Raw genomic sequence first — 16,208 nt, 5'->3', positions numbered from 1 at the left:
TAACCTACACAAAATATTTTATGTTTTCCCACAGGTTTTTGTATTGATGAGTTGGAATTTAAAAAGATTGGAATTTATTCATAAAAAAAGCTGGTTTCAAATTGAAACCAGCTTTTTTTTATGTTGACAAAATGCGATTTTAGATCTCACATTTTACAATAATCATTTTACTATGAAATAAATACGCTTAAGATAAAGTAAACCAATCCTGCTAGAATAGCCGAAATAGGAATAGTCAAAATCCAAGCCCAAATCAAACTTACGGTTACTCCCCAACGAACTGCAGATACACGTTTTGTTAATCCAACTCCGATAATAGAACCTGTAATTGTATGCGTTGTACTTACCGGAATTTTTAAGTGCTCAGTAAAGTAAAGCGTCAAAGCTCCAGCAGTTTCAGCAGCTACACCTTCAAACGAAGTTACTTTTGTGATTTTAGAACCCATTGTTTTCACAATTTTCCAACCACCACTCAAAGTTCCTGCAGCAATAGCAGAATAACATGCTAATGGAATCCAACCCGGCATTACTCCTTTTACACCCAAATCATCATTTGGTAAAACAACATCTAACCAAGAATCCATATGAACACCTGGATTAGTGTGAATATACACCGCTACAGCAGCAGCAATAATACCCATTACTTTTTGAGAATCATTTCCTCCGTGTCCTAAACTAAAGGCTGCAGAAGATAACAATTGCATTTTCTTTAAAGCAGCATCTGCCTGATGAAGGTTCAAACTACTGAATATTAAACAAAAAGCACTTACTGTTAAGATAATAAAAGCAACTAAAAACCATTTAATATTGTGCGGATCAAAAGCTACACTCCAAAAGTGAGATTCAAATCTAGGTTTTCCGTTTTTCAATATCTCTTCATAAGGAACCATTTGATGATAAACAAACCAAACGGTAGCAATCATTAAAGCTACTGTGAATATTTTAGGTCCGATAATTTTACGAGAAGCATTTAGCAACCAGATCGAAATTAAATAAGAAGCTAACGCTCCCAATAATGGTGCTAAAACAATGAAAGCAATAATGATAATAACCCCTGACGGCATTCCGCCATCTTTTCCGGCTTTATACCAGCTTACGATTTCGTACCAATAATGAGTAGCTCCATCTTCGCCAACATAACCAGAAAAACCATGTACAGCGATTGCGTGAGCAACTGCAGCTCCGGCAAAACCACCAATTAATGTATGTGAAGAACTTGAAGGTATTCCTAACCACCAAGTCAATAAATTCCAACAAATCGCTGCAATAACCCCAGCCAGAATAACAACAAGGTTAATCTCCATAGTGTGGGCTGTTTTTGCAACAGTATCCGCAACACCAAATCCGAAAACCCAGTAAGCCAGAAAGTTAAAAAATGCTGCCCAAAGAACGGCCTGAAAAGGCGTTAAAACCTTTGTAGCAACAACGGTAGCTATAGCATTTGCCGCATCATGAAAACCATTGATGTAATCAAAAATTAAAGCTAATACTATAATAATTATAAGTAGCGTCATAAAATTATAACTTCAGAATGAAATAAATTGAATTTAAGAATGTTTTACAGAAATAGATTCTAGTATATTCGCAACACTCTTACATTTGTCTGTTGCTGATTCTAAAACAGATAACACTTCTTTATATTTAATAATATTTTTAGCGTCTGTTTCGTTTTCAAAAATTTCAAAAACTGCTTTGTTATAAACGTTATCAGACTTGTTTTCCAGTTTATTAATTCTGGCACAAGCTTCTTTAATAATGTTCATGTTTTTTAAGTTGCTCAACTCTTTTACAGCACTGTCAATGTTTTGACAAGCTTCAAGGTTGATTTCTGTCATCTTTCTGATAGATTTTGTAATCTTATCAACTTGATACAATCTCATTCTGCTTGCTGCACCGTGAAGGTAATCAGCAACGTTATCAATTGAAGTAATTAATGTATGAATATCCTCTCTATCAAATGGAGTAATGAAGTTTCTGCTCAATTCAAGATTGGTCTGACGTGTAATGTCTTCTCCTCTTTGCTCTAACTCATCAATCTTTTGAAAAAGAACTTCTCTTTCTTTCAATGGAAGGTTTACAGCTTCGTGTAAATTAGAAGCTAATTCAATTAAATTGCTTGAAGCCTCTTCAAAAAGTGGAAAGAATTTTTTGTCTTTCGGAACTAAAAATTGGAAAATACTGTTTATTGACATTTTTTTATTTTTGATAGTGCAAAATTACTTCAATATTATTTTACCATGTTAAGCCATTGTTAACAAATCGTTTTCAATTTGGAAACTATTTAAAAACGAAACCGTCTTTTCAATGTCATAATGTAAGATTCTATCCTCTTTTACCAACGGCACAACCTCTCTGTAACTGCTCAAAAACATCTCAATAAAATCACTCGATTTCAAAGGTTCTCTGTAAGCAATCGCCTGTGAAGCATTCATCAACTCGATTGCCAAAATACGCTCAAGATTATCCATAACACGCAAAGCTTTTGTAGCTCCGTTTGCTCCCATACTTACGTGATCTTCTTGTCCATTGCTTGAAACAATACTATCTATACTTGACGGAGTTGCCAATTGTTTGTTTTGACTTGCAATACTTGCCGCCGTATATTGCGGAATCATAAATCCTGAATTTAATCCCGGATTATCAACCAAAAATGCAGGAAGATTACGCAAACCAGAAATCAATTGATATGTTCTTCTTTCAGAAATACTACCTAATTCTGCCAAAGCAATTGCCATAAAATCTAAGGCTAAAGCCAAAGGTTGTCCGTGGAAATTTCCGCCAGAGATAATTTGATCTGATTCAATAAATATATTTGGATTATCTGTAACCGAATTAATCTCAGTTTTGAATACTTTTCGAACATAATCAATCGCATCTTTTGAAGCTCCATGAACCTGAGGAATACAACGGAAAGAATACGGATCCTGAACATGTTTTTTCTCCTGAGTAATGATTTCACTTCCTTCAAGAAACTCATTCACACGTTGAGCCGTAACAATTTGACCTTTGTGAGGACGTATAAAATGAATCAATTCGTTGAAAGGCTCGATTCTTCCATCAAAACCTTCTAAAGAAATTGTTCCGATTAAATCTGCTAAATAAGAATATTTATAAGCTTTCAATAAAATATGAGCTCCATAAGCACTCATAAACTGAGTTCCGTTTAATAAAGCCAAACCTTCTTTGGATTGTAAAACGATTGGTTCCCAATTAAAATGTTTTAAAACTTCGGCAGAAGCTACTTTTTTACCTTCAAAAAGTACTTCTCCTTCTCCCAATAATGGCAAAGATAAATGTGCCAATGGCGCCAAATCTCCCGAAGCTCCAAGTGAACCCTGTGTATAAATTATAGGTAGAATATCATTATTATAGAAATCAACCAAACGCTGTAATGTTTGCAATTGAATTCCTGAATGACCGTAGCTTAAAGATTGAATTTTAAGCAACAACATCATTTTCACAATCTCTGCAGGAACTTCTTCACCAGTTCCACATGCGTGTGATTTTACCAGGTTTTCCTGAAGTTTAGACAAGTTTTCATTTGAAATTTTTACACTATAAAGTGATCCAAAACCAGTATTTATACCATAAATAGGTTCAGAATGTGATGCCATTTTTTTATCTAAATAATCGCGGCATTTTTGCACATTTACTTTAGCTTCTTCTGATAATTCAAGTGTTTTTTGATTAACAATAATTTCTTGTAAAGCTTCTAAACTTAAAGTTTCAGTACTTATATAATGGATTTCATTCATGATGTTTATAATTTTAGACCCCAAAATTCAACAAATCAATATTAAAAAGCAACATTTGTTCATAATAATTAAAATTAGACTGATTCATTTTCTTCACTTTTATCTATTTCACAATACTAATCACACAAAATCAACTCCTTATTTAGGTTTAAGAATTTAAACTGTCAGAATTTCGTATCAAATGTCTGAAAAACTTAATCCCTACTTACCATATAGATTAAATTACATTTATTTTGGAATATTTTTATTAAAAATCAGCGCGTTAACTTTTATCAAACCCAGCAAAAACAAGCTTAAATATACGAATACATCAATTTATCATATTCTATCCTGACAAAAGCTCAATATTAATTTGATGAGATTTGAATTATTAAAATATTCGTAAAAAGACATTTAGAGTTTTTAACTTTTATAAAAAACTGTACTTTTGAAAAATCAAAAATGAAAAGTAACAGCGCAAAATATCAATCTACAATGACAACTCAAACTAGAGTTGCAATTGCTGCTACAATTATTTCTACTACAACAACTACTACCCCTTAGGGGTATACATTTTACATATAATCCAGGTTATCTATACTTTTCTCTTGAAAGAAGAAAGACGATGGGTACATAAAAAACATTTACAACAAAAAAAAATAGTCGGAGTTTTCAGTTTCAGTTCACAGTTGATAACCTTTGAACCTTTGTTACTCAAAATCTTTGCACCTTACTAAAAAACATCAAAATGAAAGTATTAAAATTTGGCGGAACTTCGGTTGCCAATGCTCAAAATATAAAATTAGTTCTCGAAATAATAAAACAAAATTCTAAACAAGACAAACTGGCAATTGTAGTTTCGGCATTAAGCAAAGTCACTGATTTACTGCAATTAGCAGCGTCAAAAGCGGCTGCAAACGACGAAACTTTTAGAGATATCGTTGTCGAAATTGAGAAAAAACATCTTGATACCTTAAAAGAATTAATTCCGGTAAGCGAGCAAAGCAGTTTATTAAGTCACGTAAAAAGAATCATCAATCATTTAGAAACTTTACTGGATGGATGTTTTTTATTAGGCGAATTATCTCCAAGAACTGCTGACACAATTTTGAGTTTTGGAGAATTGTTATCGTCTTACATCATCGCTCAGGCATATCAGCAAATTGACAAAGATGTCGTTTACAAAGACAGCCGTGAACTGATTAAAACCGATAATAACTTTAGTAAAGCGGTTGTAAACTTTGAAGTTTCAAACCAATTAATTCAGGAATATTTTGGCGGAAATCACACTCAAATCAATATTTTGCCTGGATTTATCTCGCAAACTCTTGACGGAATCACTACAACTTTAGGTCGTGGAGGTTCTGATTATACTGCCGCAATTATTGCCGGAGCACTTAATGCATCTCAACTGGAAATTTGGACTGATGTAAACGGAATGTTTACTGCAAATCCAAAAATCGTAAAACAAGCGCAACCAATTTCAAACATTTCTTATCAAGAAGCGATGGAATTATCGCATTTTGGTGCAAAAGTGTTGTATCCACCAACAATTCAGCCTGTTTTAAGAAAAAATATTCCAATTTTAATCAAAAATACTTTTGAGCCGGAAGCTATAGGAACTTTAATTTCAAATCAGGTTTCATCAAAAGATACTGTTGTAAAAGGAATCAGTCATATCGATCATATTTCGTTAGTAACTCTTGAAGGTCCGGGAATGATTGGAGTTTCGGGTTCATCAAAACGTTTATTCGAAGTATTATCTCAGGAAAAAATCAATGTTATTTTTATCACTCAGGCTTCTTCTGAACATTCGATTTGTATCGGTATTTTAAATTCGGATGCTGAAAATGCCGAAGCAGCGATTAACAGAGCTTTTGAAGTTGAGATTTTACAAAACAAAATTGATCCTGCAATCGTAGAAAAAGATCTTTGCATTATTGCTTTGGTTGGTGAAAACATGAAAAATCACCAAGGTTTAAGCGGAAGAATGTTCAGTACTTTAGGGAAAAACAACGTAAACATTCGTGCCATTGCCCAAGGTGCTTCTGAGCGTAATATCTCGACTGTAATCAACGAAAGAGACGTTAAAAAAGCATTGAATACTTTGCACGAAAACTTCTTTGAAGAAAACACAAAACAGCTGAATCTTTTTGTAATGGGAGTTGGAAATGTAGGTGAAAAATTCATCGAGCAAATTCACAATCAAAGAAAATTCTTAAAAGATAATCTAAAGATAAATGTTCGCGTAATTGCTTTATCAAACTCAAGAAAAATGCTTTTTGACGAAGACGGAATTTCTTTAAAAGACTGGCAGGCAACTTTAGAAAAAGGAGAAGAAGCTATTCCAACAGAATTTATCGCTCGAGCGAAAGAACTGAATTTACGTAACAGTATTTTCGTTGATATTACAGCAAATGCAAGTGTTTCTGAAATGTATGAGAAGTTCCTAAAAGAAAGTATTGCGGTTGTAACTTGTAATAAAATTGCTTGTTCATCTGCTTACGATAATTACAAAAAATTAAAAAGTTTATCACGTCAATATAACGCTCCGTTTTTGTTTGAAACGAATGTTGGTGCGGGATTACCAATTATTGATACTGTAAAAAACTTAATTGCTTCGGGCGATAAAGTGCATAAAATTCAGGCAGTTTTATCAGGAAGTTTGAACTTCATTTTCAACAATTTCGACAAGAACAATTCTTTTCACGATGTTGTAAAAGAAGCCGGAGTTCAGGGATTTACAGAACCAGATCCAAAAATTGACTTAAGCGGAATCGACGTTGCGCGTAAAATTCTAATTCTTATTCGCGAAAGCGGTTATGAAATGGATATTGACGCGATTGCAAACGAATCATTCCTTCCTGCAGATTGTTTGGCAACAACAAATAACGAAGACTTTTTTGCTTCTTTAATTAAACATGCTTCACATTTTGAGAAAATCTATGATGAAGCGTTAGCCAAAGATTCTCGCTTGAAATATGTAGCACAATTCGAAAACGGAAAAGCAAGCGTTGGTCTTCAATTCATTCCAAAAGATCATCCTTTTTACAATCTTGAAGGAAAAGACAATATCGTCTTGTTCTACACAGATCGTTACGTAGATCAACCGTTATTGATAAAAGGCGCCGGTGCCGGAGCAGCAGTTACAGCGTCTGGGATTTTTGCTGACGTTATCCGAATAGGTAATATATAAATTTTTGTTTCAGGCTTGAAGTTTAACCGCAAAGCACGCAAAGGATTACGCAAGGTTCGCAAAGCTTTGTTTTTTCTTGTGTCCTTTGCGAAAAAACCTTGCGAACTTTGCGGTTAAACTCTCAAAGTTTGGCAACTTAAACTTTAAACCTGAAACCTGAAACAACAAAAAATGGAAATAAAACTATTTTGTCCCGCTACAATTGCAAATCTCTCCTGCGGATTTGACGTACTTGGACTTTGCTTAGACAATGCGGGCGATGAAATGATTGTTCGAAAAGTAGATCAAAAAGGAATTCGGATCACAAAAATTGTTGGTGCCGATTTACCTTTAGAAACCGAGAAAAATGTTTCGGGAGTTGCGGCTCTTGCAATGTTGGAAGCTTACGAAAGAGATTTTGAAGCCATAACTTTTGGATTTGAAATCGAAATCTACAAGCACATCAAAGCCGGAAGCGGAATTGGAAGCAGCGCTGCAAGTTCTGCCGGAGCCGTTTTTGGGATTAATGAATTATTAGGAAAACCTTATTCCCGCAAAGATTTGGTTCAATTTGCTATGCAAGGCGAAAAATTAGCCAGCGGAAATGCTCATGCTGACAACGTTGCTCCTGCCCTTTTAGGCGGTTTTACGTTGGTAAGAAGTTATGCGCCGCTTGACATTATCAGAATTGATAGTCCAGAGGAATTGTTCGCAACGGTGGTTCATCCGCAAATTGAATTGAAAACTTCGGATGCACGTTCCGTATTAAAACAAAATGTTTCTTTGAAAAGTGCGATTATGCAATGGGGAAATGTGGGCGGATTAATTGCCGGATTATACACAAAAGATTACGATTTGATAGGAAGATCTCTTCATGACGAAATCGTTGAACCTCTAAGAAGCGTTTTGATTCCGGGTTTTGATTTAATCAAACAAACGGCACTTGAAAACGGAGCTTTAGGTTCTGGAATCTCAGGTTCTGGCCCGTCGATTTTTGCTTTAAGCAGAGGAAAAAATACCGCAGACCAAATCGCAAAAGCCATGAGCGAGGTTTACGAAAACATGAATTTGCCTTATGAAATTCACGTTTCGAAAATTAATCCGGATGGAGTTAGAATATTGTAAGGTGGTGAGAATTAAAAATTAAAAATTTAGAATTAAAAATTGTTTCTGTCATTTGTCAGACTGAGCGAAGTCGAAGTCCCGTAAAGTATAAACGCAAAACGTAACCATACAGTTTGTCATTTCGAGGAAAGAGAAATCCTCACGAGAAGCTCGACAAAGATTGGCGATTTAGTTTACGGAGTTACTTGCGAAGATTTCTCCTCCGTCGAAATGACAAAAAAAACGAATAACAATTATTAAAATTAAAAAATATCACCACAAAGCTTTGCGATCTCTGCGTTTTCAAAAGAAACAATTTCCTTGCGCTCTTTGCGGTTAAATAAAAACAAACCATTGGAATTTGATTTAAAGAAAAGACTATTTTCTATACTCTATTTTCTTTTTTCTAAAATCTAAAGTCTAAAATCTAAAATAAACCATGAAATACTATAGTTTAAACCATAATACACCCGAGGTTTCATTTAAAGAAGCCGTAATACAAGGATTAGCAAGTGATAAAGGATTGTATTTTCCTCAAAATATTACGCCATTAAATCCTGCGTTTTTTAATGTAATCGAAAATTTAAGCCATAACGATATTGCTTTTGATGTTATTCAGCAATTTGTGGGTGACGAAATTCCTGAGGCAAATTTAAGAGAGATTATTGCTGAGACTTTATGTTTTGATTTTCCGGTTGTGAAAGTTGAAGAAGGCATTTATTCCTTAGAATTATTTCACGGACCAACAATGGCTTTCAAAGATGTTGGAGCGCGATTTATGTCACGTTGTCTGGCCTATTTTAATAAAGACAAAAAAGACAGTAAAAACACCGTTTTGGTAGCAACTTCGGGAGATACAGGCGGCGCTGTTGCAAGCGGATTTCTAGGCGTTGACGGCGTTGATGTTGTGATTTTATATCCGTCAGGAAAAGTAAGCGATATTCAGGAAAAACAATTAACGACTTTAGGGCAAAATATCAAAGCACTTGAAGTTGATGGCGTTTTTGATGATTGTCAGGATATGGTAAAAAAAGCGTTTTTGGATGAAACTTTGGCGCATAAAAACCTGACATCGGCAAATTCTATAAATATTGCGCGTTGGTTGCCGCAAATGTTCTATTTTTTCTTTGCTTACAAAGCTTTGAAAAGCCAAAACAAACCTTTAGTTTTCTCTTGCCCAAGCGGAAACTTCGGGAATATATGTGCCGGAATTATGGCAAAGAAATTAGGTTTACCAATCGAACATTTTGTAGCTTCTACAAACGTAAACGATACTGTACCAAGATTCTTAGAAAGCGGAAAATACGATCCAAAACCTTCTAAAGCTACAATCTCTAACGCAATGGACGTTGGAAACCCAAGTAACTTTATTAGAATTCAGGAATTATATAATAATGATTTAAAAGCTTTCGAAAAAGATTTCTCTTCTTATAGTTATACTGACGAAGAAACGCTTGTTGCCTTAAAAAATATCTACAAAGTTGACGGTTATATTGCAGAACCACACGGCGCAGTTGGGTATTTAGGCTTAAAGAAAGAATTACAAAAACATGAAAATGCAATTGGTGTTTTCTTAGAAACCGCACATCCTATCAAATTTCTTGACGTTGTTGAACCTGCTTTAGGAATTACACTTCCGATTCCAGAACAAATTAAAAGTGTTATTAATGAAGAGAAAGTTAGCGTGAAGATTTCTAGTTATGAGGAATTGAAAGCTTTTTTGGGTTAGTTTTTATCTTTTTTTATAAAATTTTAAAGCCACAAATTATATGTAAGTGTAATTTGTGGCTTTTTATATTGATTAGCTTTTTATAAGAAAAATTTGTTATGTTTGATAGAACATAAAATCTTACCGAATTATCCAATGAAAAAAATCTCTATAAAATTAAATGAAAAATATAAATCTTTTGATGAAAGTTTTGAAACTGAATTAGAAGGAGATTTAATAATTTTATCTGGAATTAATGGTTCAGGAAAGTCACAAATTATTAATATAATTAACGGTAAAGAAAACAAAACTCAGATAACCTCACCAAATTCTTCAATTAATAGAACTTCACAAACTTCAAGTCTTTCAACTTTAAATATATCAAGGAAAGTTTTAATTAATGATATCGAAATAAAAAATCATGAAATAGAATACAAATCTTTTAAAGATAATATAGCAATACCAGAAATTATAAAATCTACATCTAATACAAATAATACTTCGATTAATGAAGCATATAGACAATACAAACTTGGTAAATTAAACCCTGAAATTAACAAGTCTTATGCAACTTCATGTTTGCAAGCGATAAAAATATTAGGTAATTTTTATAATCCAGATTCATTTGAGATACCAGAAGATATTTTTAAATATGAATTAAGAAAAGGTGGATTTATATGGAAAAATGATGACGTATTTACTGATTTTATTGGAAATATTTTTTATAATTATGCATTAGAAGTTGCGCAAGGTCAACAAGAAACTGGTAAAAAGGGAGGTGCAGCCTTTAATGCTGAAACATTAGGTCCAGCTCCTTGGAATGAATTAAATCAATTGTTTGATTTTTTGAAATTTGACTATCGCTTTAAAAATTCATATGAGGTTAAATATGGAGAACTTAATGAAACTCCTCACCTTTATCAAATAGATTCTACTGGTAAAATTATAGAAACTGAAGATAGATCGTTAGAACATTTATCAGATGGAGAAAAAACTATTATTTCCTTATGCTTTATATCTTTAAAAAGAATTGAAAATGTAGATAAAAAGTTATTATTATTTGATGAACTTGATGCAGTACTAAATCCATCTTTAATAAATAGTTTCTTTTCTGTAATAGAAAAATATTTTATACATAAAGGTATAACTGTAATTTTAGCAACGCATTCTCCTGCCACCATTTCTTTAGCTCCTGAATATACTTCTTATTATGAAGTTTTTAAAAAATCTATTTCTGAATCAAGAATTTACAAAATCGATAGAGATGAATATTTAGATTTACAAAAAGTTAACAAACGATTTTATGATAAGATTCAAAACCAAGCTGATCGTATTAAAGAATTAGAATCAACAATAGAATCAGATGAAGACGTATTAATAATTACTGAAGGAAAAACCGATTGGAAATATATTTTAAAGGCTCTACATTATTTTCACAATAAAGAAGAATTTTTAGAAATTGATGAAAACTTTTTTTATAGATTTGGAACAAAAGAAGATGTAGAAAATCAAATTTGTGGAACTATTGTAATTGCTGATTTAGGCGAATCATTATTAAATAGTTATTTATCAAACGAAATAAGTAGCCGAACAGGAAATAAAAATAAGCGAAAGAAAGTTTTAATTGGAATTTTTGATTCAGATACGGATATAAAAATTAAAGAAAAAAACGAATATGGTGTATATTCATTTAAAATTAAACCGAGTGGAATTTCTACCGAATTCCTATTTGAAGAAGAAAAAATAAAATCCAAAATTAATGGCGAAAGGTTATTTATTGGCAACGAATTTGATCCAAGAACAAACAGACATTTAACTGAAAAATTGAACCTTGGTTCGGGTTCAAATAAAAGAGCTGGCAAAATCGAAATAATTGACACTGATGTTTACGATGAAACAAACGTAAATAAAGCTCTTTCGAAAGAAAAGTTTGCTCAAGCAATTTTTAATGGAGATATTGAAATAACTGATAAAAATTGGGAAAAGTTTAGACATATTTTTGAAACCATATTAAAATTTATCCCAAAAGAAGTTTTAGGTAAGGAGAAAAAATAATATGCACAAGCATCTCTCATGAACATAAATAAAAAAAGACATCTTAAATTAAGATCTCTTTTTTTATTTAATATATGTTTAAAAACAGTTACTTCCCGTTCAATAATTTCTCTAAATATTCAACTTTATCTTTTTCAGATTGCACCAAACGTTCGTAAAGTTCTACAACTTTATCTAAAGGATTAAAAGTGCAATTTGTAGCAAAGATACTTCCTGTTGTAACAATATTATCATGAAAACTATTAAAGTAATTAATAACGCCATCGTCTGAAAAGCTTTTAATTGCTTCAACAGAAACCTCAAGAGCTTTTGCTATCTCAATTAGTTTTTGTTCGTCTACAGTTTCGCTGTTTTCAATAGCTGAAATTGCCTGCTGATTTGTCCCTATAGCTTGTGCCAGTGCTTCCTGCTTCATATCTTTAAGCTCTCTGATACGGCTTATATTTCTGCCGATATGTTTTGGTTTTATTGCTGTACTCATAATTCAAAGATATTTAAAATTCTTAGACGAAAATAAATTTAGGTAAAAAACAAACTGTTTTTGTAAGATACGCTTTTCATAATTTATATAAAGTGACAAATTCGGCTTTAGCCAAAAAATACCAAAGATTATCCTAGAGTCATTTTATAATGCAATTCTATTTCTTCAGCTAAAGCTCAATGTCATTAAGTTAAGCTTTAAAAAGTAAATTTATTACAAATTAAATCCGTTTTTATCTGCGTTTTTACGAAGTAAATCTGTTTTATCCGCGTCAAAATTATACGCTGATTTTACTGATTCGCTAAAGCGAAAACGCTGATAAAAACGGATTTTTCTATATTATTTTAACCAAATTACTACAAATTTACACAGATAATATTCCTTAAATATTATTGCGTTTTTACGGCTTCCCGTAAAAAAATAGTGAAAATAAAATCGACATTTGTGTACTATAAATCAAGATTGAGAATTACTCAGAAATCAAAAAAAAACCAAAATCCAAAAACTACAAATGAAGAAAATTATTCTAAAAACACTTCTTGCTTTTACAGCGCTATTATTTGTTAATTGCCAAAGTAACGAAGATACTGCTACGGCAGAAACAATTGATCCTAGATTGCCAAATCAGGAAGTTTTTAAACCAGCGATACAATTAGTTCCAAAAAAACAAACGGCAAAAAGTACCGGAAAATCTGCTCCGACAACTAAACATCTTGTTAAAATGTATAGCTTTAGATTGTCCAAAGATCAGGCAGGAAATGACGTTCAAACTAATATTACTGATAATCGTTATACGTATGATTCCAAAGGTCGCCTGAATTCGGTAGACAGATATAGAAATAATCAGTTGTACAAAAACATTACGAAGTTTAATTTTAATGATGCAAATCAGGTAACAAGTACTTATTATGCTGATATTGTAGCAGAAATTAATAGCGGAGGATTTATTTCGAAAGTAACTGGCAGCGACGGAACTATAACTGATATTTTCTATGATGAAATTGGACGTGATATCAAAGAAGTTGCAAACGGAACTTATATTCAGGAAATTGAAAAACTGGAAGATAACGGCGAATACTCTTATACTGAAGTTGAAAATCCGTTAACGGCGACTTATTTATATACTTATGAAGGGAATAAAGTTTTCGTTAATATCGTTCAGACTGAAAAGAATTACGCAACTCTAAAACCAGGAACTACAACTAGTGAATATGAGTATAAAGACAAAATCACAAATATAACTTATGAGCTAACAGTAGATTATACAAAAGCGGGAATTTATTCTAGTGAACCAATCTTTAGATGTTATATTTATGATTGGATGCACATTGTAGATTGGAAATTTAAAGCGGTATCTAATGGTGTAACCGAATATGAGCAAAGATACGACTACGAATATGTTTATGATGCTGATGGTTATCTAACCGAATCTAAACGTACAACAACCAATATCGCAAATCCGCTTGCTGTGCCATATGTATTAAAAACTTTATATACATACGAATAACAAATCATACAAAAAGCTACAAACTCAAAACTTGTAGCTTTTTTGGTTAAATAACAACAATTTATTCCATCGGAACATCTCATCGGTAGCCAAATAAATACGGCATTTTTTACGTTCCGTAGGAACGTTTGATTTTATAGATAATTACATCAAAAATACATGCAGATTAAACACACAATTTGTCAAACGTCCTTACAGGACGATATTTTTCACGATCTTTTTTTTTACCGATGAGATGTTCCGATGGAACAAAAAAGTATACAACATATAAACAAAGATTCTATTACTTTTACAATTAATCCTTAATCATAAAACACCAAACCACTTTTACAAAAAATGAAAAACAAGTTACCTTTTCTTCCTATTGCCTTACTCCTATTTTTTGTATCGAATCAAACTATTTTTGCTCAAAAAGATAATTATAGTGCCAAAATAGACAGCTTGATTAAAACAAATTCGGTTCGACCTTTTAACGGAACAATCTTAGTTTCTCAAAAAGGAAAAATCAAATATTCTAAAGCATATGGCTATTCTGATTTTGCAAAAAAAACACCTCTTAAATTAGATGATCCTTTTGTTATTTTATCTAATAGCAAGCAAATTACCGCTGTTCTAATTCTTCAGGAAGTCGAAAAAGGAAAAATAGTTTTAATTACTCCTATAAAAAAATATTTGCCAAACCTAAAACAACCCTGGACAAGTACTGTAACTGTCGAGAACTTGTTAAATCACACTTCGGGAATTGTTGATCTTGATAAACCAACGATTTTTCCTGTCGGAAGTCAATTTAAATACTCTGATTTGAATTATATTTTATTAGCTCAAATTATCGAAAGGGTAACCAACAAAACATACGAATCTGTTGTAACCGAATTGTTCAAGAAGAACTATATGAGAGATAGTTTTTTTCCGAATGACTCTAACAAAGATGAAGTTGTAAACGGTCGCCATTTTTCTAAAGACAATACAACCAAAGAAATAAAAGGTGTTATTGTTCCTAAAGAGAGAATTCCTGCTGCAGGACTTGTGAGCACAGTTGAAGATTTAGCTATTTGGAATAATTTGTTGCATAACGGTAAACTTTTGAACGTGGGAACTTATGGCCGAATGACTACTTATACGATCACAAACCAACATTCGGTATTTGGCGATAAAGAAATTGGTTATGGATATGGAATCCGAATCAACGATGAATCAAAAATTAAAGAATTTGGTCATACCGGAATTGTTCCTGATCAAGGATTTACATCGGTAAATTTATATTATCCAAAAACCCAGACAAGTATTATTATTCTCGAAAACCAAGCTTTTGACAATTTAGATATCGCTTATTATTTTGAATCTGAAATTCGAAAAATAGTGCTGAATAGCGGATTATTGGATTAATGATGAAATTAATTTGTTTAGTCAATATGAATTCAAATAAAAATAATTAACCTTTGAATTAAAGTCTATATTTGCCAGAAAAAGAAAGAATTATATTACTTATATTAAAAACAATTATGATAAGAAGGAATTTCATTAAAACAACATTACTCTTTGTTACCTCAGCACAATTGTTTCCGAATATAATACTTAATTCAACTTCGTTAATCAGAAGTAATTTCAAATATATCTACACCAATTCTAAGCTTAAAAATCAGTTCTTTTTGTTTCTGAAAAACGTATTTAATTTATATCCGGAAACTGAATTCCATAAATTAATTTACGACAATACGATTTCAAAAACTACAGACAAAGAAATTTATATTGCAACACAATCAAAACTAGACGACATTACGCCCATTTTATCAAGCGTTCGATATCAACTTCCTGCTTTGATGCATCAAAAAAATGAAATGTCTATAGAAACCGTCGCTTTACTTGGCGAAGGAACTTCTTATAATGGCTATTTAGAAATTGGTTCTTCGGGCAGATATTTGGATTATCTGGAAGAAAGTATTTCCATTAAAGGAAAAAGATATTATGCTGATGGACGAAAACCAAAATATTCCTTTACCGAAATGGTCGAGCGCGGTCAAATTGCCGTTGGCGCAGAATATATTCAGTTTACCAATTACGAAACCAAATTTGCAGATCATGTACCGCACAATAGTTTAGATCTTGTAACTGTATATATTGGTTTTCATCATTGTCCAATAGATTTGCGAACGCAATACATTTCGTCTATCAGAGATACAATGCGAGTTGGCGGAAAACTTATTTTAAGAGATCATAATTGCGATACCGAAGATCAAAAAGTCTTAGTGGCACTTGCTCACGACGTTTTTAATTTGGGCGTAAATGAAACTTGGGAATACAATGCCAAAGAGGTTAGAAACTTTTATTCTTTAGACTTTATTAGTGATTTTGTCGAAAAAATTGGATTCAAATTCACAAAAAAAACATTGTATCAAAAAGGAGATCCTACCAAAAATGCTTTAATGGTTTTCACAAAAATCTAA

General features: G+C 32.3%; 11 protein-coding genes. 7 read left to right on the top strand and 4 right to left on the bottom strand.

All coding sequences use genetic code 11. The annotated features are described in order from the left end of the window. Positions 1-170: 170 nt before the first annotated feature. The 3 genes from CLU81_RS21580 to hutH are packed head-to-tail and all read right to left on the bottom strand — an operon-like array spanning position 171 to position 3,755. Complete coding sequence (locus tag CLU81_RS21580; RefSeq protein WP_099711700.1) at positions 171-1,514, bottom strand: inorganic phosphate transporter; 1,344 nt, start codon at positions 1,512-1,514, stop codon at positions 171-173. Between the two features lie 33 nt (positions 1,515-1,547). Next, positions 1,548-2,192, bottom strand: coding sequence for a DUF47 domain-containing protein (locus tag CLU81_RS21575; protein ID WP_042564245.1), 645 nt, complete (start codon positions 2,190-2,192; stop codon positions 1,548-1,550). A gap of 48 nt (positions 2,193-2,240) precedes the next feature. Next, positions 2,241-3,755, bottom strand: a complete 1,515-nt coding sequence (gene hutH, locus CLU81_RS21570) for a histidine ammonia-lyase (protein WP_099711699.1) — start codon at positions 3,753-3,755, stop codon at positions 2,241-2,243. A gap of 727 nt (positions 3,756-4,482) precedes the next feature. Here hutH and thrA point away from each other — a divergent pair. From thrA to CLU81_RS21550, 4 genes are all read left to right on the top strand, one after another. Then, a complete protein-coding gene (gene thrA, locus CLU81_RS21565; RefSeq protein WP_099711698.1) occupies positions 4,483-6,930 on the top strand; it encodes a bifunctional aspartate kinase/homoserine dehydrogenase I in 2,448 nt (815 codons plus the stop codon). Positions 6,931-7,101: 171 nt separating this feature from the next. Continuing rightward, positions 7,102-8,034, top strand: a complete 933-nt coding sequence (locus CLU81_RS21560) for a homoserine kinase (RefSeq protein ID WP_099711697.1) — start codon at positions 7,102-7,104, stop codon at positions 8,032-8,034. A gap of 418 nt (positions 8,035-8,452) precedes the next feature. Beyond that, positions 8,453-9,742 (top strand): threonine synthase, encoded by a 1,290-nt coding sequence (thrC, locus tag CLU81_RS21555; protein WP_099711696.1) that lies wholly within the window; start codon positions 8,453-8,455, stop codon positions 9,740-9,742. Positions 9,743-9,877: 135 nt separating this feature from the next. Further along, on the top strand, positions 9,878-11,776 hold the full coding sequence (locus CLU81_RS21550) for an AAA family ATPase (protein ID WP_099711695.1): 1,899 nt from the start codon (positions 9,878-9,880) through the stop codon (positions 11,774-11,776). A gap of 88 nt (positions 11,777-11,864) precedes the next feature. Here CLU81_RS21550 and CLU81_RS21545 read toward each other — a convergent pair whose 3' ends face one another. Then, complete coding sequence (locus tag CLU81_RS21545; protein WP_099711694.1) at positions 11,865-12,257, bottom strand: helix-turn-helix domain-containing protein; 393 nt, start codon at positions 12,255-12,257, stop codon at positions 11,865-11,867. 511 nt (positions 12,258-12,768) lie between these two features. On the opposite strand from CLU81_RS21545, the gene CLU81_RS21540 reads away from it, so the two are divergent. The 3 genes from CLU81_RS21540 (at position 12,769) to CLU81_RS21530 (ending at position 16,208) form a co-directional block, all read left to right on the top strand. After that, entirely contained in the window at positions 12,769-13,764 is a 996-nt protein-coding gene (locus tag CLU81_RS21540) for a hypothetical protein (RefSeq protein ID WP_099711693.1), read from the top strand. Between the two features lie 336 nt (positions 13,765-14,100). After that, complete coding sequence (locus CLU81_RS21535) at positions 14,101-15,150, top strand: serine hydrolase (RefSeq protein WP_099711692.1); 1,050 nt, start codon at positions 14,101-14,103, stop codon at positions 15,148-15,150. 116 nt (positions 15,151-15,266) lie between these two features. Next, positions 15,267-16,208, top strand: coding sequence for a class I SAM-dependent methyltransferase (locus tag CLU81_RS21530; RefSeq protein ID WP_144444538.1), 942 nt, complete (start codon positions 15,267-15,269; stop codon positions 16,206-16,208).

It is taken from the genome of Flavobacterium sp. 9 (genome assembly GCF_002754195.1).
GTDB lineage: Bacteria > Bacteroidota > Bacteroidia > Flavobacteriales > Flavobacteriaceae > Flavobacterium.
The sequence above is the reverse complement of the archived record's forward strand: the minus strand, read 5'-3'. Positions and strand labels throughout refer to the sequence as shown.